This is a genomic window from Pseudomonas sp. EU05-FHT14B02 (assembly GCF_058791055.1).
Genome location: NZ_JBYTDD010000008.1, coordinates 130269 through 152191, shown reverse-complemented (window position 1 = coordinate 152191; position 21923 = coordinate 130269). Strand labels below are relative to the sequence as shown.

22 protein-coding genes are annotated in these 21923 nt (G+C 59.5%); 5 read left to right on the top strand and 17 right to left on the bottom strand.

Features of this window, described 5'->3' with window-relative positions; genetic code table 11:
* Nucleotides 1-21 precede the first annotated feature (21 nt).
* The 15 genes from AC3WTM_RS10480 to AC3WTM_RS10410 form a co-directional block, all read right to left on the bottom strand.
* Nucleotides 22-822, bottom strand: a complete 801-nt coding sequence (locus AC3WTM_RS10480; RefSeq protein ID WP_256586044.1) for a class I SAM-dependent methyltransferase — start codon at nt 820-822, stop codon at nt 22-24.
* Between the two features lie 68 nt (nt 823-890).
* Nucleotides 891-1301, bottom strand: a complete 411-nt coding sequence (locus tag AC3WTM_RS10475) for a GtrA family protein (protein WP_090452568.1) — start codon at nt 1299-1301, stop codon at nt 891-893.
* A gap of 159 nt (nt 1302-1460) precedes the next feature.
* On the bottom strand, nt 1461-2228 hold the full coding sequence (locus AC3WTM_RS10470; protein WP_207238449.1) for a hypothetical protein: 768 nt from the start codon (nt 2226-2228) through the stop codon (nt 1461-1463).
* 30 nt (nt 2229-2258) lie between these two features.
* The gene (locus AC3WTM_RS10465; protein ID WP_102670714.1) at nt 2259-2921 is read right to left on the bottom strand and encodes an acetyltransferase; all 663 of its coding nucleotides are present in this window, start codon (nt 2919-2921) and stop codon (nt 2259-2261) included.
* Nucleotides 2918-3859 (bottom strand): glycosyltransferase family 2 protein, encoded by a 942-nt coding sequence (locus AC3WTM_RS10460; protein ID WP_102670713.1) that lies wholly within the window; start codon nt 3857-3859, stop codon nt 2918-2920. Before AC3WTM_RS10460 ends, AC3WTM_RS10465 begins: the two co-directional genes overlap by 4 nt.
* Nucleotides 3856-4548 carry a WbqC family protein gene (locus tag AC3WTM_RS10455; RefSeq protein WP_102670712.1) on the bottom strand — a complete coding sequence of 231 codons (693 nt, stop codon included), beginning with the start codon at nt 4546-4548 and terminating at the stop codon, nt 3856-3858. The genes AC3WTM_RS10460 and AC3WTM_RS10455 overlap by 4 nt, the downstream gene beginning before the upstream one ends.
* Nucleotides 4545-5768: a hypothetical protein gene (locus tag AC3WTM_RS10450; protein ID WP_102670711.1), complete on the bottom strand. Its 1224-nt coding sequence runs from the start codon at nt 5766-5768 to the stop codon at nt 4545-4547. The genes AC3WTM_RS10455 and AC3WTM_RS10450 overlap by 4 nt, the downstream gene beginning before the upstream one ends.
* A gap of 329 nt (nt 5769-6097) precedes the next feature.
* Complete coding sequence (locus AC3WTM_RS10445) at nt 6098-6808, bottom strand: SDR family NAD(P)-dependent oxidoreductase (protein ID WP_057712436.1); 711 nt, start codon at nt 6806-6808, stop codon at nt 6098-6100.
* Nucleotides 6809-6851: 43 nt separating this feature from the next.
* Nucleotides 6852-7508 carry a DsbA family oxidoreductase gene (locus AC3WTM_RS10440; protein WP_102670710.1) on the bottom strand — a complete coding sequence of 219 codons (657 nt, stop codon included), beginning with the start codon at nt 7506-7508 and terminating at the stop codon, nt 6852-6854.
* Entirely contained in the window at nt 7505-7726 is a 222-nt protein-coding gene (locus AC3WTM_RS10435) for a tautomerase family protein (protein ID WP_102670709.1), read from the bottom strand. The genes AC3WTM_RS10440 and AC3WTM_RS10435 overlap by 4 nt, the downstream gene beginning before the upstream one ends.
* Nucleotides 7727-7932: 206 nt before the next feature.
* Nucleotides 7933-9219, bottom strand: a complete 1287-nt coding sequence (locus tag AC3WTM_RS10430; protein WP_102670708.1) for an OprD family porin — start codon at nt 9217-9219, stop codon at nt 7933-7935.
* Nucleotides 9220-9480: 261 nt separating this feature from the next.
* Complete coding sequence (locus tag AC3WTM_RS10425) at nt 9481-10152, bottom strand: DsbA family protein (protein ID WP_102670707.1); 672 nt, start codon at nt 10150-10152, stop codon at nt 9481-9483.
* Between the two features lie 299 nt (nt 10153-10451).
* Nucleotides 10452-10664, bottom strand: coding sequence for a hypothetical protein (locus tag AC3WTM_RS10420; protein WP_007972820.1), 213 nt, complete (start codon nt 10662-10664; stop codon nt 10452-10454).
* 243 nt (nt 10665-10907) lie between these two features.
* Nucleotides 10908-12014 (bottom strand): agmatine deiminase, encoded by a 1107-nt coding sequence (gene aguA / locus AC3WTM_RS10415; protein WP_102670706.1) that lies wholly within the window; start codon nt 12012-12014, stop codon nt 10908-10910.
* Nucleotides 12015-12243: 229 nt separating this feature from the next.
* Complete coding sequence (locus AC3WTM_RS10410) at nt 12244-15156, bottom strand: aminotransferase (RefSeq protein ID WP_102670705.1); 2913 nt, start codon at nt 15154-15156, stop codon at nt 12244-12246.
* A gap of 190 nt (nt 15157-15346) precedes the next feature.
* On the opposite strand from AC3WTM_RS10410, the gene rfbC reads away from it, so the two are divergent.
* The 4 genes from rfbC (at nt 15347) to AC3WTM_RS10390 (ending at nt 19681) form a co-directional block, all read left to right on the top strand.
* Nucleotides 15347-15892 (top strand): dTDP-4-dehydrorhamnose 3,5-epimerase, encoded by a 546-nt coding sequence (rfbC, locus tag AC3WTM_RS10405; RefSeq protein ID WP_102670704.1) that lies wholly within the window; start codon nt 15347-15349, stop codon nt 15890-15892.
* 93 nt (nt 15893-15985) lie between these two features.
* Nucleotides 15986-17794, top strand: a complete 1809-nt coding sequence (locus AC3WTM_RS10400; RefSeq protein ID WP_102670735.1) for a sensor histidine kinase — start codon at nt 15986-15988, stop codon at nt 17792-17794.
* Complete coding sequence (locus AC3WTM_RS10395) at nt 17791-19185, top strand: sigma-54-dependent transcriptional regulator (RefSeq protein ID WP_102670703.1); 1395 nt, start codon at nt 17791-17793, stop codon at nt 19183-19185. The genes AC3WTM_RS10400 and AC3WTM_RS10395 overlap by 4 nt, the downstream gene beginning before the upstream one ends.
* Before the next feature lie 40 nt (nt 19186-19225).
* On the top strand, nt 19226-19681 hold the full coding sequence (locus AC3WTM_RS10390; RefSeq protein WP_102670702.1) for a YiiD C-terminal domain-containing protein: 456 nt from the start codon (nt 19226-19228) through the stop codon (nt 19679-19681).
* Nucleotides 19682-19743: 62 nt separating this feature from the next.
* On the opposite strand, the gene cysQ is transcribed toward AC3WTM_RS10390, so the two are convergent.
* Both cysQ and nudE read right to left on the bottom strand, forming a co-directional pair.
* Complete coding sequence (cysQ, locus tag AC3WTM_RS10385; RefSeq protein WP_102670701.1) at nt 19744-20571, bottom strand: 3'(2'),5'-bisphosphate nucleotidase CysQ; 828 nt, start codon at nt 20569-20571, stop codon at nt 19744-19746.
* Nucleotides 20568-21134: an ADP compounds hydrolase NudE gene (gene nudE, locus AC3WTM_RS10380; RefSeq protein WP_090452543.1), complete on the bottom strand. Its 567-nt coding sequence runs from the start codon at nt 21132-21134 to the stop codon at nt 20568-20570. The genes cysQ and nudE overlap by 4 nt, the downstream gene beginning before the upstream one ends.
* Nucleotides 21135-21222: 88 nt before the next feature.
* Between nudE and yrfG the strand changes: the two genes are divergently transcribed.
* Nucleotides 21223-21885: a GMP/IMP nucleotidase gene (gene yrfG, locus AC3WTM_RS10375; RefSeq protein WP_102670700.1), complete on the top strand. Its 663-nt coding sequence runs from the start codon at nt 21223-21225 to the stop codon at nt 21883-21885.
* The last annotated feature ends 38 nt before the right edge of the window (nt 21886-21923 follow it).

Genomic DNA, 21923 nt, shown 5'->3' with positions numbered 1-21923 from the left:
GTTATGCAAAGTCGGGGGGCATCAACTCTTTTTCCGGACGACAAGCAGCCTGGAAGCACCGACCGGAAAACTCACTCCCACCTTGATGAGCAAACACTCCAGCCACATCACGAAACCAAACAGCACATTGAGCGCCTTGGGTACCGCTAATTCGGCGGTCTCGCTCGTATCGCCCCGCTGTTGCTTCTTGGCGCCGCGTGAAATCATCATCGCCGGCAGCAGTAACGAGACGAACGATGTGCTGCGCACGACGGAAAACCCCGCCTCTTCCACCTTGCGATGCAGGTCGGCGGCATCGTAGCGCCGCACGTGGCAGGAATATTCATCCACCTGGCTCCACAGCCACTGATGCTGGGGCACGGTCAACAGCATGATTCCCCCGGGCTTCAGGGCACGGTGCATCTGCTGGAGCACCACGGTATCCGCCTCGATGTGCTCGATGACATCGAACGCGCCAATCGCTTCGAACTCGTCGATGTAAGGGATATCGCGCGCATCCATCTGCACGAACTCCGCACTGGGCAAGCGAGAGGAGGCAAACTTCAGTCCGGTCGAGAACATCTCACTGCCAAGCAACCTGGCCTTCGGAAACGCCACGGCGACCCGACTCAGAATGAAGCCGGTACCGCACCCGATTTCCAGAAATGAACGCATGCGCGGCGCATATTTCATCAGCACCCATGTAATCAACCTGCCACGCGCCCGGAACCAGAAATGGCCGCTTTCAAGATGCGCGTAGGTCTCGTAGAAGTCGGCCTTGAAGCCCTCTTGCTTGTCCTCGAGTTCTGGCGCAAACGCGGCAAAACCGTTCTTTCGAGCCACCTGATGTCCACACTGGAGGCATGTCCATTGCTCCGAGGCGTACGGCGTCTCGCATTCAGAACAGATCTTCACGCCTGGTTCCCATCCGGTTGGTCATGACGAAAGACGAATAACTTGAAGACGACGAACAAGAAACCTCCTACAACGAAAATGGCAGCGGCCTGGACCCACTGATGAGGATATCCCAGCTTGTCGACAAACACGGTTAGCAAGGCCAGGTTGAGCAAGTAGCCGGCTGCGTGCGCCAAGCCGAAGCGCCATGCCGTCCCCACGACGTTGCCGCGATGCTCGAACGCCCAGTTGCGGTTGCCCAGGAAGCTGATGCAGATGCCAAGCACGTACAGGAAGCTCATGGCCAGCTTGAATGGGATGCCCAGCCACGTCAATGCCAGGTAGGCCGCATAACCGATGGCATTGCAGGCGACGCCGACGACTGCGTAACGGAGAATGGGCCTGATCACGGGCCGCCAGCGCTGCATTAGAATCACTCGTCTCCCCAGACAGCAATCCCGAAACCCGTCTTGCCATAGCCGTTGCCGTTATAAAGCATGTAGCGTCGACCGGCATGATCGAAGACGAACGGGTAACAGATCATCTCCGAATCCCAACCCGATTCCGATACGTCGATTCCCACCTGCTCATCGTGTCGCGTCCATTGCACGCCATCGGACGAGGTCGCGTAGCGGATCCGGTAGGTGGGGGCAGTCCTTCGTGGCCCGGGAGCAGAACCACATCCGGTACATATCCGCATCCTTGAGCACGCGTGGAACACCCAGGGCGTACTCGTGTTCGTCACGGAACTCGATGGCAACCGTGCCGTTGCGGTCCCACTCGATCCCGTCGGCGGACTCAGCATACTCGAGATGATAGAAGTGCTTCGCTTCCGAAGGGCCTTGCTCCCATCGCACACAGGAGGTGAACCAGGCCCTGAATCGTCCGGCCTCGAACTGCACCTCAGGGGTGGCGACGAAATGAGGAAGATCGCGGGTGCGGTCGATGACGGGACCGCGGAACAGCCTCTCGAAGCGCTGGGTGGCCTCGTTCCATTCGGCCAGGCCGATGGAATTGCGGATCTTTACCGTCACGCCCAGGTTGATCCCGGTGTAGTACAGCAGTTTGCGGCCACCGACGTTGACGATCGAATTGGGCAAGGCGCCACTGTCGTCGAAACATCCGAGGTCGCCCGGTTCGAGGACCGGATCCGGATGGACGCGCAAGACCTTGGTCGGGTCCCGCATATCGATCTCGAGGAAGCCACCGTGGCCGCGATTAGTCTTGTCACGTGATGAGAAATAGATGCGATACAGGTCGCCGTCCATCTGCTCAGCAATGGGAATCATCGCGTGAGAATACAACCAATCGCTCTGCCCTTCTGCGCAGAATACCTTTCCTAGTTTTTTCCACATGGGATTTCTTCACGCCAATGATGAGGTTCTTTAGATGTTCCTGACGCGGGTACTCGGCACGCGCGACCGTTCGGTGGCTTGTCCAACGTATACGCCTTCGGCAGCGACATCTCCAAGAATCAGGGCGCCGGCGCCGATGATGGATTTCTCGCCGATGGTGACGTGATCGCGAAGGGTCGCGTTGACGCCGAGAAAACAGCTTTCCCCGATCGTCACACGGCCGGATACGACGATGTGCGAGGCCAGGAAACAGTGGTCCTCGATATGCGAATGATGTCCGACATGATTGCCGCTCCACATGGTCACATTGTTGCCGATGCGCACAAAGGGCTGAACGGTATTGTCTTCGAGGATGAAGCAGTTCTCGCCGATGTCCTCTGTCAGCAACGTGGCTCGCGAACTGATGTAGCTGACCATTTCGTAGCCCAGCGCCTTGACTGCCAGATATTTTTCCTTGCGGATCTGGTTGAGCTTGGAATAGCCGAGCGCGACGAAAAAGACATACCGGTCTGGCGGGTAGATCTGGGTGACTTCATCGAATGCCACCACCGGAAATCCCTTGAAGCTCTTGTCGGCCGGCATGTAGGCGGGATCGACGGCAAACGCCTCGACCTGATAGCTGGAGTCGTTGGAAAAATAATAAAGTGCGAGCTCGGCGGCGTCGGTGAGACCAAAAATAATGAGTTTTTTCATTCGATGCTCCGCGCCTCAGCCTGACGGTAGACATGGCGGACGATAGTGTAGGGTCTCTGCTTGACTTCGGAATAGATCTTGGCGAGATAAATCCCGACCACGCCGACGAATGCGATGATCAGGCCGCCGAGCAGCCAGATCGAAGCCATCAGCGACGTATAGCCGCTGGGTGGGTTCGCCAGGAGCAGCCAGTTGACGACGAGAAAGCTCGTGTAGGCGGCCGACAGCAGGAAGATCGCGCAGCCCACGCCGAAGATTCCCACCAGCGGTGCACTGCTGAAGGAAGTAATCGAATTGACCAGTTGCGCCACTTTCTTTCCCAGCGTGTAGGTCGTCTCGTCGCGACTGCGCTTGTCGATGACCTGCGCACGCTGATCGAAGCCGGTGATGACCCACAGACCCGCCATGAACAACTCGCGCTCGTCGTGCTGAATCAGTGCGTCAACATAGCGGCGCGACATCAGCCTGGCGACGACGATATTGTCGGGCATATCCAGCCCGCTGAGGAAACGGAAGAGTTTGTAGAACACCTGCCCGGTCCAGCGCTCGAAGTGCTTGCCTTTTCGCTGCTGCTGGACACCGTAGACCACATCGACCTTTTCGCGCTCCATCTGCTCGCTGAACGAGAGCAACCATGCCGGATCTTCCTCCAGGTCGCTATCGAGCAGGAAGACACGTTCACCGCGGGCATGTCGCAGGCCCGTCATCATGGCCTTGTGATGGCCGAAGTTGCGCGAGAGATCGACGACCACCACATGGTGATCGGCTTCGCTCAACTGGACGGCCAGTTCCAGGCTTGAATCGGGCGAGCCGTCGTTGACCAGTACGATCTCGTAATCGTCTCCGACCAATTGTTGTGCCGCCTGGCTTGCACGGCGATGGAACTCCTCGACGAACTTGGCCGAGCGGTAAAGCGTGGCGACGATGGACAGCCTCATGCTTTGACATGCCTCATGTAACGGCGCGCGTCCTTGCCGCAATTGAACAGCAGATCCAGGACGGTGACGCCATGGGTGAATTCCCCCCAGAGTTGCGGATACTCGGGGAAACCGGCGTAATCGAACCATTGCAGCGCAATGCCGGCGTCGTCGAACAGCGGCGCCTCGATGTAGTCCTTTGCCGCCGGTCCCGACAGGTATTGCGTCGCACCGGCCTGCTGACAAAGGTCCACCAGGCGGGCAGTCCGGGTTTTGTCGCCGGCAGACATATAGTCCCAGCAATTCGTAATGCGGGTTTCAATACCGATGTATCGGCAAATCGCTTCCATGAACTTCCGGTTCATCGACGACAGACCCGTGTGGGTCTCCACCAGATAGAGCGGCTCAAGCCACTGGGCAACCTCATCGAAGAACGGCGCTCGCCGATAGTTGCTCTGCAGCGTTTTCCAGTGCTTGGCCTGCCAGGCGGGCGCCAGCTCGACATCGCGAATGCGGCGACTGATGCCTTGCCCGACAGGCACGCTGAGCCACTGGACGCCTTGCGGCGTCTTGATCAGGTTGCGATTGCGCCAGTCGTTCTTGGTGAACTGCATGTCGTCGTAGAGGATGAACTCATCGACCGCAGCGATCATGTCGAAATAGCCCTTCCAGGGTATGTAGTTCGACTGAAGAATGGCGACGATCTTCATGGCTGCTTGCTGCTCGCGTCCCAGGCGCCCGGGAAGTAACACCCCTGGCATTTTGCCTGCGCGACCTGCTGGAGATGAAAGGAAATGCAGAACAACAGCGTCAGCGCCCAGAAACGCAACGCAGCCGGTGAAGGTTTGAACGCAAAATTCAGAACAATCGCGACGAAAACCGGTGCCATCAGCAGGTAGTCATACAGGTACGGATGAATGGCAACGGCCTGCGGCCACAGCAGGCTGGTCATCACGTATTGTGAAAAAAGCAGGTAGTAGAACATGCGGATGCCGGCCAACGGGGAGGTCCCCGCCGGTGCCGCAACGCTGGCAGGTTCACGCCGTTTGATCATGCGCAAACAGGCTAACTGGGCCACCAGGAACAGGATCGGCACGGCAATGGTCGGAAATGGCCGCGGGAACTGCGGAACAAGTACCGACTTCACGATGTTGGTGAAATAAGTGGTGTCGCCATCCAGACCAGCGCGAAACAGCCAGCCGCTGTTGGACGAGGTGAAACCCAGTGCCTTCGATATCAGTGGGGACGGCAGATAGAAGGCAACGGCCGCAACGAGGGCCACCAATGCCAGACGACACATCCGTCTGTCGAGACCGTCGCTGCGGCATGCCCAAACCAGCAAGGCGGCACCCAGCAACGCCGCCGAGATCGGAGAAAACACGGCAAACAACACGATCACTGTCATGACCGCTCCGGATCGTTCCCGATTTTTCCAGATCAAAAACGCAGCCAGCGCCTGGAACGCAAATATCAATGGGAACGTATTGTCGACGTTGAATCTGGCCGAAGAAATCCAGAATCCCGGCATCGACACCATGAATACGACCGATAACAGAATCAGCAGGCCCTGACCGAATGCCAGGCGCTTTTCCACCAGGCGGGACAGAAAAAAGAACGTAACGCCTGCCAGCGAAATGATGTTCAGGAAAGCCCCTGTCACTCTCATCGGTAATGCCTGCACATACATTTCCACTTTATAGAGGGCGTACATGTAGAACAGATAAGCAGTGGAGTGGTTGGAATACGCGATCTTTTTTGCGTAGTCCTCCATCGAATAGAAGACGAGGAAACCGTGCTGCGAAAAAGCGTGTTGCTCCCAGATGGGGAACGTAAAGTTTCTCAGGCGCTCGGGCGCGATCGCAATCTGGCTTGCCGCTTCCCGGAAGCCCAGTGAGTACACCACGCCGATGGTTATGACGACTGCCAGCAAGTATAAGCAGGAGAAAAGCTTATTATTTTTTATAAAGATCATCTTTTCTAGTATTCGCAATACGCTTGGGATAACTGGTGCCAGTGCGGGAGGCCCAACGCGGCATTTGCTGCCAAACGAGGTAGAATCGGGGTAGCGATCGGGGGAATGGCCCGTAGTATAGAGGATTACGGTCAGGCGGCTGCGCGATCATAATCTAGATGTACGGTCTGGTGAAGCGCTCCTCGTAGCGGATTGATTCATCGTGCTTTTCCTGCCGGCACCCTACAAAACAAAGCCCCTGCAGAAATGCAGGGGCTTGGTTGTTTCCGGGGTTTGGAAAGGCGCTTTTAATGTCCCGCGCTCTGACCACCGTCCACGTGGAGGATTTCGCCGGTAACAAACTTGGCGCCGTCCAGATACACGACCGCTTGCGCAATATCATCGATCTCGCCCATATGTCCGACCGGGTGCAGATTGCCCAGTGCGGCATGGGTTTCTTCGCCGTGCATCGGGGTCTTGATGATGCCGGGGCTGACCGCGTTCACCCGGATCCCGCGCTTGGCGTATTCGATGGCCAGGGATTTGGTTGCCGCGTTGAGGCCGCCCTTGGTCAGTGAAGCCAACACCGATGGCACGCCGTCGATGGCGTGGTCCACCAGGCTGGTGGTGATGTTGACGACGTGGCCGCTGCCCTGCTTTTCCATCTCGGCGATGGCGAGCTGAGTGATGTAGAAGAAGCCATTGACGTTCACCGACAACACATTGGCGTAGTCCTCTGCGGTATATGCGGTGAACGGCTTGGCGATGAAGATCCCGGCGTTGTTGACCAGGGTATCGATGCGACCGAAACGGGAGATGGCTTCACGGATGACGCGCTGGGCGGTTTCCGGCTCGCCGATGTCACCGGCCACGGTGAGAATGTCCGGATCGGTAGACGGCTTGATCGAACGCGAAGTGGCGACGATCCGGTAACCGAGTTCACGAAAGGCTTTGACCATACCGTCGCCGAGCCCCTGGGATGCGCCGGTGATAACGATGACTTTTTTCGAAATGCTCATGATGAAGACCTCTGACAATTAAAAGTGGGGTAGAAATCTGTAATCAGGCTTCGGCCGGGGCGTTCGCCATTTGTCTCAACATCTGTTCGTAGTACTCGACCGATTGCGAACCGGACACCAGGTGGCGACCGTTCAGCACCATGGCCGGGACCGAGTTGATGCCGTGCTGGCGGTAATAGATTTCAAGCTCACGCACTTCGCTGGCGAATGCGTCGGACGTCAGCACCTCTCTCGCACCTGCCGCATCCAGCCCTGCTTCAGTCGCCAGACGCACCAGCGTCGAGTGATCGCTCGGGTTCTGGCCTTCGCTGAAATAGGCCCGTAGCAGCACCTTCTTCAGCTCGACTTGCCGCCCTTCCTGCAACGCCCACAGCAACAATCGGTGCGCATCGAAGGTGTTGTAGAAATGCGTGCGCTTCTCCAGATCGAACTTGAAGCCGATGGCCTCGCCGCGAGCGATCTGCATGGCTTTGCCGGCGGCGACGTCGTCGGCCGTTCTCCTGTACTTGCGCATCAGGTGCTCGACCGCTTGCTCACCTTCGGCCGGCATGTCCGGGTTCAACTCGAACGGCTTGTAGGTCAGCTCGACCGAGACTTCCCCGGCCACGTTCTCGATCGCTTGCTCCAGCGCCGTCGCCCCCAGTGCGCACCAGGGGCACACCACATCGGAGATAAAATCGATGGTGACGGACGACGTCATGACTGCCCTTCCGTCTCCGCCAGTAGCTTGCGGTACTGGGTGGTGGTGATGCCGGCGTAACCCCAGTTATCGGTGTCGACTTCCTCGATCACGATGTGGGTCAGGTCAGGGCGTTTATTGAGGACGCGCTCCAGTGTTTCAGTGATCTCGGCAATCACCTGAGCTTTCTGCTCAGTGGTAACGCCATCGCGGGTGATGCGTACAGTTACGAAAGGCATGAGGGCAACTCCAGTGACCTTCCCGTCGGGATGATGGGAGAGGCGTTGGAGGTGAATGTATGGCGTTGGCAGGATGGGATAAAGGTGGGGGCGGGAACTTCATTCGTTACGTGGTGTAATGATTTCGCATTGAAAAAACCCCGAACCAGTCGGGGCTTTTTCTTTTTTCTCAGCCTTGCATCAGGCCTCGAAACCACACCCCATCATCAAAAGACGTTGATCGGGTAATCCACAAACACTCGCACTTCGTTGCCGCTGACGTTGTACTCGCTCGACTTCTGCGACACGCGCAGGACCGAGCTGCGCAGTTTCACGCTGAGGTCTTTGGCCGGGCCGCTTTGGACGACGTATTTGAACTGGTTGAAGATTTCGCGCTCGGTGCCGCCTTCGCTGGTGGAGGTGGTGATGTTGTCACCGCGCACGTAGGCCACGTTGTAGCTCAGGCCCGGTACACCGAAGGTGCTGAAGTCCAGGCCGTAGCCGACTTGCCAGCTGCGTTCGTCTTCGGCGTTGAAGTCGGACCAGTAGGAGTTCGCCAGGTAGATGGTGTTGCCACCGTCGCCGACGCGACCTTGATCTTTCTGGTAGCCGCCATAGGCGTAGCCCAGGTTGCTGTCGCCGGTGCTGCGCTGGTGTGCGAGGGTGAACGAGTGCGGGCCGGTGATGAAGGTGGCCGCCAGGCTCCAGATCTTGTTGTCGTCGCCGGTAATACCGTTTTCGCGGACGTAGGAATCTTCCAGCTTGGTGCGGTAGCCGTTGAAGTCCAGGGTCAGGGACTGGTCCTTGTCGATCGGGAACACGTAGTTGGCGTTCACGTATTGTTTCTTCAATACGTCTTCGACGTCGGAAGCGTAGAGCGCAGCCTTGAATTGCTCGGTGAACTGGTAGCTACCGCCCAAGACGTTGATCGACTTCAAGCCACCGCTGTCACGCCCTTCGGCGCTTTTGCGCGATTCGGCGGTGAAGCGGCCTGCGTCCAGTTGCAGGCCTTTGATCTCCTTGGAGGTGATCAGAGTGCCGGTGTAGCTTTCCGGCAGCAGGCGCGAATTGTCGTAGTTCAGCACCGGCAGGGCCGGCATCTGGTCGCCGTAGGTCAGGGTGGTGCTGGACAGGCGGAACTTGATCGCCGCGCCGCCCTTGGACAGATCGTTAGCCGGCTGGCCGCTGTCGCCCTTTTTGAAGAAATCGATACCTTGCGCGCCGCTACGGTCTTCGTTGCGCTCCAGGTTCAGAGCGTACAACCCGAAAGCGTCCACACCCACGCCCACGGTGCCTTGGGTGAAGCCGGACGAGAACGTGCCGATGGCCGCCTGGCCCCACTCGGATTTATCCGGGTTGCCGTCTTTGTAGTCACGATTGATGTAAGCATTGCGCAGCAGCACTTTGAGGCTGCTGTCTTCAACAAAACCCTTGGATTCGGCTTGGTCGTTCGCCATGGCCGGTGTCGCACTCAACATCCCCAGAGCGATCAGACTGATTCGCTTGTTCAACATTTTGTTCTTTTCCTTATTTCCGGTTGATACGCGCTGTGTCGAACGGCCTAAACGGCGCTATCGCGCTCTTTTTTCATGACGAAAACAAAAAGGCCCGCCCACGATTTCTCGCGGCGGGCCTTTTTATAATTTTTGATCGTGGCGGTTGGCCACAGGCGTTGGGCCGAATCGTAGCTGCGCCCTTAACAATGTGTCAATTTCATGAATCTTCTAAAAACAGGCGAAAACCGTCTAAGAAATTGCTTTACGCAGCAGGAATGTTCAATTACTGCAGCCATCGAGGCCACAGGCTGCTACGGAAATGGATGATCCCTGATCGGGCAGCGACTGACTCAGCCACTGCGCAAATGCCTGGGGTTTGCCCAGCCAAGGCCCGATATCGATCAGGGTGAATTGATCATTGTGCTCAAGCGCCAGGGTCGGGAAGCCCTGCCCGCCGATCTTGGCCAAAAGCGCCCGGCTGTTCCTGATATGGCCTTCGGTGTCGGCCGCCCTGAAGGCTCTTTCGAAGGTTTGACGGTCCAGCCCCATGCCGTGGGCCAGTTCAAACAGTACCGATTCGTCGGCGATGCGGCGCCCCTCCACGTAGTGAGCACTTTGCAAACGCCCCAACAACTCCAGCCCGTGACCTCCCATTTGCTCGGCAGCCAGCACCGCAGCGATGGGTGGCGCCGAGTCGAACACAGCGGTGTGATCACGCAACAAACCTTCGAAATAGTCTTCACCGAATGGCTGCCCGCTGTATTCGGCGATGCGCCGGTCATGGGGTATGACGTAACTGCGCAGTTGCGGCGAAACCTTTTGCCGATTGGCCCCCATCATCATGCCACCGCCATGGGCAATCACAGGCATCACAGCCTGGGCGGCCTTCAGCAGCGGTTTGGCGCCGTAGCACCAGCCGCATAATGGGTCGTAGATGTAGTGCAGGATCATGGGAAAGCTCCGACAGAAATTCAGGAAAATTCGATGTCGGCAGGTTAGTGCCTGTAGCGGACCCGGAAAAACGCCGGATTGGCTTTCAGTCTGTTGCTTGAATCGGTCAAATGGTTGCGACACAAAACCCTGTGGAAACTCGCGATAGCGATGGGTCCGTCGACATTTGTATTGATTGAACGGACGCCATCGCGAGCAAGCTCTCTCACACAGGGGATCGTGGTGATTGCACAAATCTGCGCGAAAAAAAACGCTGCCATCCCGGCAGCGTTTTTTTGTTCAATCCGTTGTTGTTTTTCTTATCCTTCCATCACATCCCACAACGCATCCAGTTCCGCCTCGCTGAATAAACCAGCAGGGTAACGCTCGATCATTGTCCGGCGCGGATCAGTTTCGCTGATCTGACGCATTCCATTGGACTTGAACCAGTGCGCCAGGATCTGGAGCGATTCGCTATTTACTGCCAGGGGATGCAACGCCTTGTCGCTCACTACGTTCACTTCGGCGTTCATTTCAGCGCTCTCTCCCGGTTTGTGAGCGGCTAACTTATCCAAGGTTTATGACAGAACATAGAAGTCCTCCCTCCCCCGAGTTACAACAGCGGAGATACAAGAGCTGTGCCAAGGTTTCTGAAATGTGGCCCGGCAGATACAAAAAAGCCCGCAGGCCTGTAGGGCCGCGGGCTCTGTGCATTGCGGGAGGCTGATCGACCGCCTGAGGGTTTTCGTAATCAACTCAAGCTGTTACGACCGCACTCACTCCTTGTGCGGCGCGGGTTGTTGCTGGGTAAGACAGTGAATATTGCCGCCCCCCAGTAACAGTTCGCGACCAGGCACCATTACCACTTCATGCTGTGGGAACAGGTTCTGCAAGATTTCCTTTGCCGGACCATCCTGCGGGTCGTCAAAGCTCGGCGCGATGATGCCGCCGTTGACGATCAGGAAGTTCACGTAGGAACCGGCCAGACGAACAGTAGGATTACGTTCCTGCGTACCATCAACCGGATCGACACCGGCACACTCTTCCTCGGTCGCAAACAGCGGACCCGGGATCGGCATCTTGTGCACTGTGAACGGGCGCCCCTTGGCATCGGTGCTGCTTTGCAGCGCTTTCAGCGCCGCCTGACAGCGCGGGTAGTTCGGGTCCTGCGGATCATCTGTCCAGGCCAGTAGCACCTCACCCGGGCGCACGTAGCAGCAGAAGTTATCCACATGGCCATCGGTTTCGTCGTTGAACAAGCCATCCGGCAGCCAGATGATCTTATCCACAGCCAGATTTGCACTCAGGACCGCTTCGATTTCCGCTCGATTCATGTGCGGATTGCGATTGCGGTTGAGCAGGCATTCTTCGGTGGTGATCAGGGTGCCTTCGCCGTCGACGTGAATCGAACCGCCTTCCAGCACGAAGCCTTCGGTGCGATAGCGGGGGCTGCGCTCGATTTCGAGGATCTTGCCACCAACCTGCGAGTCACGGTTCCACGGCGAATACAGGCCGCCGTCAAAACCGCCCCAGGCATTGAAGTCCCAGTTCACGCCACGGACTTCGCCACTGTTGTTGATGACGAAGGTAGGACCGGAGTCGCGAACCCAGGCGTCGTCGCTGGACATTTCCACCACACGAATATTCGGCACGTCCAGACGGGCACGAGCGTTTTCGTACTGGCCGGCGGAAACCGCCACGGTCACAGGTTCGAAACGGGCGATGGCCTTGGCCACTGCCACATGAGCGGCTTGTGCCGGTTTGCCACCCAGGCGCCAGTTGTCCGGGCGCTCGGGCCAGATCATCCAGGTCTGGGTTTGAGGTGCCCATTCGGCTGGCATATAGAAACCGTCGGCGCGAGGGGTGCTGTTCAACGTGGTCATGGCTCAGGACTCCGGAGTGACATTGATACCTGACAGAAATGGAAGCGCATTGGTACACGCCGTGGACTGGCCACTTTATATCCGATAAATATCGGCTTTTAAAGCACCTTACATCCACCATTACAAAAACAATCGATAAAAAGCCGATATCAATCGAATTAACACCACCCCCATGTGGGAGCGGGCTTGCTCGCTCCCACATGGGCCCGCATTTACAGGGGGGATGTGTTTACAGCCCTTCTGCGAGCACCTTCGACAGCATGTCCACGAAGAAATCCACGCTCTGGCGCGAAGTGACCATCGGCGGCTTGATCTTGAGGATGTTCAGGTAATCGCCGGTCGGTTGCATGAAGATCCCCAACTCACGCAAGCGATTGCACAGTGCGGTGGTTTCTTCGGTGGCCGGCTCCAGGGTTTCACGGTTGCGGATCAACTCGACGCCCAGATAGAAACCGGAACCGTGCACTGCACCCACTAGCGGATGAATATCGATCAATGCTTCGAGGCGCTTCTTGAAGTGCCCGCCAACGACCTGGGCGTTCTCCCAGAGTTTTTCCTCTTGCATCACATCCAGCACGGCCATGCCGACCTGGCAACTGACCGGGCTGCCGCCAGCGGAAGAGAAGAAGTAACCCTCGGCCTCCAGCGCCTCGGCGATTTCCCGACGGGTGATGACCGCGCCCAGTGGCTGGCCGTTGCCCATGCCCTTGGCCATGGTGATGATGTCCGGCACCACGCCTTGCTCTTCGAAGCCCCAGAAGAAATCGCCCATGCGCCCGTAGCCGACCTGCACTTCGTCGGCGATGCACACGCCACCCCTGGCCCGGACCATGGCATAGACTTGTTTCAAATAGCCTGGTGGCAGCGAGATCCCGCCAGCATTGCCGTACACCGGTTCGCAGATGAAACCGGCCAGTTGGCGTTTCTGCTCGGCGATTTTCGCCAAGTTGTGTTCGACGCTGCGCACATAATCCGGCGTGCTTTCCGGGCCACGGAACTCACCGCGATAGGTGTTTGGTGCGGTCACCGGATGCACCCAGTCCGGGCGGCTGCTCAAGGCCTTGGGGTTGTCAGCGATCGAGGTCGACACCGAATCCGCGCCCACCGTCCAGCCGTGATAGGCCTCCAGCACGCTGAGCATGTCGCGACCGCCGCTATAGGCCCACGCCAGGCGAATCGCCAGGTCGTTGGCCTCGCTGCCGCTGTTGACCAGGAACACTCGGTCCATGCCGTCAGGGGACAGCCTCAGCAAACGTTCGGAGAACTCGGCCACGGCTGCGTAGTTGAAGCGCGAGTTGGTGTTGAGCAACGACCACTGGCGGCTGGCGACTGCCGCCATGCGTGGATGGCCGTGGCCCAATACCGCTACGTTGTTCAGCATGTCGAGGTAGGAGCGGCCCTGCATGTCGATCAAATGGTTGCGCCAGCCGCGTTCGATGCGCGGTGGATCAACGTAATAGTGTTTTTGTGTGCGGGCGAAGCTAGCATCGCGCCGGGCCAGCAAAGTCGCTCCGTCGAGCTCGGCTTCGGCGTCACACGCCAACCCCAGCAGCGCCGCAGGTGACGGGCACAACGCCTGCCAGGCGGCGGCGCGTGATGGCGTGCAGAACAATGGCGCATCGATCGACGCGCCACGGCACAACTGCACGATCAATGGCCCGCTGACCGAACCCAGCACCTGGCCTTTGACCAGGGCCGCGCCGCTATGCAGCGACGGCGTGACACCCCAAAGCCGCACACTCAGTTGCGGGCCATCCAGTTGCAACACGCCCACCGATGGCTGGTGCACCACCCCGGCAAACGGCGCTTCGACCGCCGTGCCCTGAGGCACTCGCAACTCGACGTGCAGCGGGCAGGTGTCCGGTTCAGCGGCGCTGTCCGGGCGGGTGTGGGACAGACGGTATTGCCCATAACGACTGGCCGCCAGGCCATGTGCTGCGGCCGCTTCATCCAGCAGGCGCTGATCGACCCCCTCGTTCTCCCAGTTCCCGGCCTCGAAATGCGGGCTGAGCACACCGAGGTCGATCAAGGCGAACTCACGTCCCACCAGGCTCGGTAACAGCGGCGCGAAGCCTTCGCTGCCGATGGTGGGCAGGTTCTGGCCAACGGCGGTAAGGATCGCTGCTTCCATCAGCGCCAACGGCACCGACGTGGCCACACGGAAGATTTCCCATTCATGGATAAGGTTGTCGCGGCTGTAGGCATTGCCCGGATCGATGCTGACCTGCTGTTCGCCGCTGAGCACCAACACCGCCGCGCGGGCGACGATCAGCGGCCACAACGCCAGTAGCTCTTCGTGTTGTAACGGGTTGACCGCGTGATACGCCTGGATTGCCGGCAAAATACAGAACGGATCGCCCTCGCCATGATGCAGCAGCGCGGCACAGGTCACCGACAGATCGGTAATGCGCCAGGTGCGCACCAGGTCGCCGAAATCGATCACGCCTTGCAATTGCCAATGGCGCTGCGCATCGCGCTGCCACACCACGTTGTCGTCGGTGATGTCCATGTGAATGGCCTGCACCGGCAGTTTGTCCTGCAGTGGCTGCAAATGCCGCTCGGCTTGCCCGGACGCTTCGACGATCAGTTTGCGCTGGGCTTCATCCTTGATCACCGGCAGCAAATGCGCGATCAGGGCATGGGCATGGCGGGCGTCCCACTGCAGGGTTCGCACCAGCCCCGGATGGTCGAAATCCGCCAGGGCCAGGTCCATTTCACCGCACAGGCGACCGAAGCCGGACACCACCGTCGGGTTGAAATGGCCGAGGCTCGTCAGTGGCTGGCCTTCAATGTAATCGAGCAGGCGAACGTGCACCGCCTGGCCACCCACCTCCAGCGACAGCAGGTCTGCACCGTTATTCGCCGGGATGACACGCGGCACATGGACATCGGGATGCTCGCCCAAGTGCTTGAGGCCGGCATGCTGTGCCTGAAGCTCCACTACCGAGTAGTCGCCACGGCAGATTTTCAGGACGAAACGTCCCCGCTCGCTGTCGACGCGGTAGTTCAGGTCTTGCTGGCTGCCAAGAGCCTGCAACCTGCCGCTGAACCCGTAATGTTCTTCCAGCAGCTCTAGCGCTTGCTCCGCAGACACCTGCGGGCTGGGCAAACTGGCGCGATGAATCAACGTGGCGAGCGGCATACAACAACCCCTGAAATTTTATTAGGCGCCTATATCGCCACTGGTTCGGGCGATACGCAACCCCCCGGAACCGGTAATGGTCATTTTCAGGGGCTGGAACAGGCCGGTAGATTTTTACTTGGGCACTCGCCCCAGTCGGCGCTTTGCGCAAGAATGGCGGCCATTAAACGCACACTGCTGGAGAGCCGCCATGAATGTAGTGACCACCGACCTGCCCGGTGTTCTGATCCTCGAACCCAAGGTCTTTGGTGACGAACGTGGTTTCTTTTATGAGAGCTTCAACGCCAGGGCTTTCAAAGAGGCCACCGGACTGGACACTGAATTCGTTCAAGACAACCACTCCCGTTCGCAGAAGGGCGTGCTGCGCGGTCTGCATTACCAACTGGAAAATACCCAGGGAAAACTGGTTCGCGTCACGGTCGGTGAAGTGCTGGACGTCGCCGTAGACATCCGTCGCAGCTCACCTCACTTCGGTAAATGGGTCGCGGTGTGCCTGTCTGCCGACAATCATCGCCAACTCTGGGTTCCGGAAGGTTTCGCCCACGGGTTCGTGGTCTTGAGCGAGTTTGCCGAGTTTCTTTACAAAACCACCGACTACTACACGCCCTCTGCCGAGCGCAGCATTCGCTGGGACGACCCGGACCTGGCAATCGACTGGCAACTGCAAGGCACGCCGCAGCTGTCGGCGAAAGATCAGGCCGGGGTATTTTTCAAAAATGCCGACGTCTTTGCCTGAAAGGTCGGCTGAAGCTCGCCGATCAAGATGCAGCTGACCCAAGGCGGGCAAGCCTAGGCATAATGCGTCTGTACCCACAGGCGCATGCTGCTCATGAAACCGACCCTCCCTCCCAGACCCCGTTGGCGCAGCCTGGCCCTGCTGGCACTGTGCCTGGCGCCGTTGTTGTGGCCGCTGGAACATCTTGCCGAGCGTTACTACCGCAGCGAGCTGGCCAGTCAGAATCGTCAGACCCTCGACCTCTACGTCGCCAACCTGCTGGGTACCCTGCATCGCTATGAAGTGTTGCCGCAGATCCTCGGCGACCTGCCGGCCCTGCGCGCCGTGCTCGGCGCACCGGACGATGGCGTCACTCAAGGCAACGCCAACCGCCTGCTGAAAAACATCGCCGCCCAGACCGGTGCCGAAGTCATGTACCTGATGGACACCACTGGCAAGACCCTGGCCGCCTCCAACTGGGACAAACACGATAGTTTTGTCGGGCGCAATTTTTCCTTCCGGCCGTATTTCAGCGAAGCCATGGCCGGGCGGCTCGGGCGTTTTTTCGGCCTGGGCACGACCTCGGCCAAGCGCGGTTACTTCTTCGCCGCTGGCGTGCGTGACGGTGAAAAAATAGTTGGTGTGCTGGTGGTCAAGGTCGACCTCGACCACACCGAAAGCCTGTGGGGCAAAACCCCGGAACAACTGCTGCTGACCGACCACAACGGCGTCGTCATTCTCACCTCGCGACCGGAGTGGCGATTCCGCTCGACCCGCCCGTTGAGCGAGGACGAAAGCAAGGCCATCACTGCGATCCAGCCCTATCCAACCCGCGATCCAAAACCACTGAAGCTCAACCCAGACGCCTGGCTGACCCAGACCCAGCAGATCGCCGAAACCGGCTGGGACGTCAGCATCCTCGCCCCGCGCACCTTGATCGACCGCCCGGTACGCACGGTGGTGGCTATCGGTGGCGCAGCACTGCTGGTGTTGATGCTGCTGCTTGGCCTGATGATGCAGCGCCGCCGCCATTATCTTGAGCGCATTGCTTTCGAAGCCAAAGCCCGCCGCGAACTGGAAGGCCGGGTTGCCGAGCGCACCAGCGATCTCGAAGGCCTGAACCGGCGCCTGAAACAGGAAGTGCTGGAACGTGAACATGCACAGCAGGAGCTGGTACGCGCCCAGGATGATCTGGTGCAGGCCGGCAAATTGTCGGCACTGGGCACTATGTCGGCAAGTATCAGCCACGAACTCAATCAGCCGCTGGCAGCGATTCGCAGCTACGCGGAAAACGCCGAAGTGTTGCTCGATCACCAGCGCACCGACGATGCCCGTGGCAACCTCAAGCTAATCAGCGAATTGACCGGTCGCATGGCGTCGATCATCGCCCACCTGCGCGCCTTTGCCCGGCGCGACCGGCATGCCCCGGAAAGCGTCGCCCTGCAACCGGCGCTGGACGATGCCCTGGCCTTGCTGGCCAAGCGTCGACGCAGCATGGAAGTCGAGCTGATCCGCGACTTGCCCGCCGCCACCCTGTGGGTCGAAGCTGGGGAAACACGCCTGCGCCAGGTACTCGGCAATTTGCTGGCCAACGCCCTGGATGCCCTGACGGAAAAAGGCCCGCCACGTAAACTCTGGCTCAGTGCCCAATCCACGGCCGATGGCGTCAACCTGTACATTCGCGACAACGGCCCCGGTTTTTGCATGGAAGCCCTCGGGCGCGCCAGCGAGCCGTTCTACACCACCAAGACCCGCACCCAGGGCCTCGGCTTGGGGCTGGCGATTTGCGAAACCCTGATGCGCGCCTTCGGTGGTGAACTGTCGTTCGCCAACCACAAGGAGGGCGGCGCCCTGATTACACTTAAGCTGCGCGCAGGCGCACCGGGCGTGAGCCTGCAACCGTCCGAGGACCGAAGTGCATGACCATCGACAACCGCATTCAGGTCGTGTTGATCGACGACGACCCTCATTTGCGCCAGGCCTTGAGCCAGACACTGGATCTGGCCGGCCTGAAAATCCTGCCGCTGGCCGAAGCCAAGGGCCTGGCCGCGCAACTTGAACGTGATTGGCCAGGGGTGGTGGTCAGTGACATCCGCATGCCAGGCATGGACGGTCTTGAGCTGTTGACCGAACTGCACGCCCAGGATCCTGAGCTACCAGTGCTGTTGATCACCGGCCACGGCGATGTGCCGCTGGCGGTGCAGGCCATGCGCGCCGGGGCCTATGACTTTCTGGAAAAACCCTTCGCCAGCGATGCCCTGCTTGATAGCGTGCGCCGTGCATTGGCCCTGCGCAGGCTGGTACTGGACAACCGCAGCCTGCGGCTGGCCTTGAGCGACCGCAACGAGCTGAGCACGCGGCTGGTTGGTCACTCACCTTCGATGCTGCGCCTGCGCGAGCAGATCGGTGCCCTGGCGGCGACCAGGGCCGACGTGCTGATCCTTGGCGAAACTGGCGCAGGCAAAGAAGTCGTGGCCCGGGCGCTGCACGACTTATCCAGCCGTCGCAATGGTCCGTTCGTGGCGATCAACGCCGGTGCACTGGCCGAATCAGTGGTCGAAAGCGAGTTGTTCGGCCACGAGCCCGGTGCCTTCACCGGCGCGCAGAAACGCCGCATCGGCAAGTTCGAATTCGCCAATGGCGGCACGCTGTTCCTCGATGAAATCGAAAGCATGAGCCTGGATGTGCAGGTCAAATTGCTGCGTTTGCTGCAAGAGCGAGTGGTCGAACGCCTGGGCGGCAATCAACTGATCCCACTGGACATCCGCATCATCGCCGCCACCAAGGAAGACCTGCGCCAGGCAGCGGATCAAGGGCGTTTCCGTGCCGACCTGTATTACCGCCTGAACGTTGCGCCGCTGCGAATTCCACCGCTGCGCGAACGGGGCGAAGATGCGCTGATGCTGTTCCAGTACTTTGCCGATGAAGCCAGTGCCCGCCACGGCTTGCCGCCCCATGAACTGCAACCGGGGCAACGTGCCCTGCTGCTACGCCACACCTGGCCCGGCAACGTACGCGAGCTGCAAAATGCGGCCGAACGTTTTGCCCTCGGGCTGGAACTGGCCCTCGACAGCAGCACGCCGGAAGGCAGCGCTGGCAACAGGGTCGAAGTCGTCAACGGCGGTTTGAGCGAGCAAGTGGAGAACTTCGAAAAAACACTCATCGCCGCCGAACTGGCACGCTCGCACAGCTCCGTGCGCAGCGTCGCCGAAGCCCTCGGCATTCCGCGCAAGACCCTGCACGACAAACTGCGCAAGCACGGTCTGAGTTTCGCCGACAGTGGCGCCTCGGCCCACCCCGACGATCTCGACTGAGCTACCGTCCAATCATCCACTTCAAGCGAGAGGCCCCTGAATGAGCCGCGACAGTCGACAACTGGAATCCGTTCTCCATCACGACATCCCCCTCACCAGGGACATGGGCCTCAAAGTGCTCGACTGGCATGACCAGCAACTGCGCCTGCACTTGCCGCTGGAAGCCAACGTCAACCACAAGAGCACCATGTTCGGCGGCAGCCTGTATTGCGGCGCGGTCCTGGCCGGTTGGGGCTGGCTGCATTTGCGCCTCAAGGAAGAAGGCATTACCGACGGGCACATCGTGATTCAGGAAGGCCAGATCAGCTATCCGCTGCCGGTGACGGGGGATGCCAACGCCATCTGCCAGGCGCCGAACCCGGTGATCTGGAAGAAATTCCTGACCACCTTCCAGCGATACAGCCGAGCTCGGTTGACGCTGCATACGCGGGTCGTCAACGAAGGTCGTGATGAGGATGCGGTGAGGTTTGTCGGACAGTACGTGCTGCACCGGTAAACTGGTTGACTCAACACCTGTGGCGAGGAGGCTTGCCCCATCGCCACAAAGTGAAGGTGATTTCAGGAGCGGGCCAATTCCAGCAGTTTCTCCCGCCAGGCCGCCTTCGCCGGCAATGCCAGGAAGAACGCATTCAACAGCGACGTCCGCGCCGGATAGCTGAACGGCTCGCCGCTCAATTCCAGCACTTCCCCACCTGCACCTTCCAACACACCTTGCGCCGCCGCCGTGTCCCACTGGGAAGTCGGTGCCAGGCGCGGATAGCAATCCGCCGCCCCTTCGGCCAGCAGGCAAAATTTCAGCGAACTGCCGATATTGGCCAGTTGCAGCTCGCCAAGGCTGGCGCTCAACCCGGCCAGCAATCGCTCTTGCTCCGGGCTCGAATGACGACGGCTGGCCACCACGGTGAACGAGTCGCCGGGCGCTAGCGCATCACGCACCTTGATCGCCACGGGCGTGCCACCTTTATCGCCACGCCAGGCGCCGAGTCCCGCACCACCGACGTAGAAACGCCCGTTGGTCGGCATCGACACCACACCGAACACCACCCGACCGTTTTCGATCAGGGCGATGTTGACGGTGAACTCTTCGCTGCCGCTGATGAACTCCTTGGTGCCATCCAGCGGATCGACCAGCCACCAGCGCTGCCATCCGGCCCGCACGTCTTGGGGAATGTTGGCGTCTTCCTCGGAAAGCACCGGGATGCTCGGATCAAGCGCCGTCAACCCGGCCAGAATCAAGTGGTGCGCAGCCAGATCGGCAGCGGTCACCGGCGAGTCATCAGCCTTCGCCGTGACGGCCGTGCCTGTGCGCCAGAACGGCAGGATCGCCTCACCGGCCTGCAAGGCCAGCCCAATGACCGGTGCCATCAACGGATGCGGGAAATTCATGGCTGGAACGCCCCGCGCTGAGTTAACAGGTCTCGGGCCAGGTACAGCGCCGCCAAGGCGCGACCTTCGGTAAATTGCGGATTTTGCGCCAGCGCCGAGAGCTCACGCAAATTGACCCTGTCCACCCGCATCGGCTCTGGCTCGTCGCCTTCCAGACGCTCTTCGTAGAGGTCGGTAGCCAGCACTACTTGAATCTTCTGGCTCATGTATCCGGGGGACAGCGACAACTCGGTCAGGTGCTCCAGTTGCCGCGCGCCAAAACCGGCCTCTTCCTTGAGCTCGCGCTCGGCCGCCGCCAGCACGTCTTCGCCCGGCTCGATCAAACCCTTGGGCAATGACATTTCATATTCATCCGTGCCACCGCAATACTCCTCGACCAGCACCGCATGCTCGGCATCGAGCATCGCCACGATCATCACCGCGCCGTACCCGGCACCCTTGCCGACCAGGCGTTCATACGTGCGCTCCACGCCATTGGAAAAGCGCAGCTTCAGCTCTTCCACGCAGAACAATCGACTGGTGGCGACAATTTCGCGGGCGAGTATGGTGGGTTTCTGGCGCATGCAAAGCTCCTTGGCGTGAACGCGCTACTATAACGCGGCTTTCCCGATTGTTTACGCCAGAAATCTTTCTACTGCCCGAGACGTTGCCATGCCTTCATTACCCTGGTCCGACATCGATACCGTACTGCTGGACATGGACGGCACACTGCTGGACCTGCATTTCGACAACCACTTCTGGATGGAGCACCTGCCCCAGCGCTACGCCGAACTGCACGGGGTCAGCCGGGCCATGGCCGAGATGGAATTGCAGCCGTTGTTCGAGCGCAATGCCGGCCAGTTGCAGTGGTACTGCCTGGACTTCTGGAGCACCGAACTGAAGCTGTCGGTGCGAGACCTGAAACTGGAAACCGCGCATCTGATAGCCCTGCGCCCGGATGCCGACACCTTTCTGTCGGCGATCAAACGGGCCGGCAAGCGCGTGGTGCTGATCACCAATGCCCATCGGGATGCGCTGTCGTTGAAGCTGGAAAAAATCGAACTGGCGCCCTACTTCGAGCGTTTGATCAGCTCCCATGACTACGGCTTTCCCAAGGAAAATCCGCAGTTCTGGGATGCGCTGCAAGCCGATATCGATTTCGATCCGGTGCGCAGCCTGTTCATTGACGACACCTTGCCGATCCTGCGCAGTGCACGGGACTTTGGCGTGGCGCATTTGCTGGCAGTGCGAGAGCCGGACAGCCGCAAGGGACCGAAGGATACGGCGGAGTTCGCGGCGGTTGGGGATTATCGGGATTTGATTGCAGGGCTCTAGACCGAGTTTCCTGCTGTCGCGAGCAAGCTCGCTCCCAC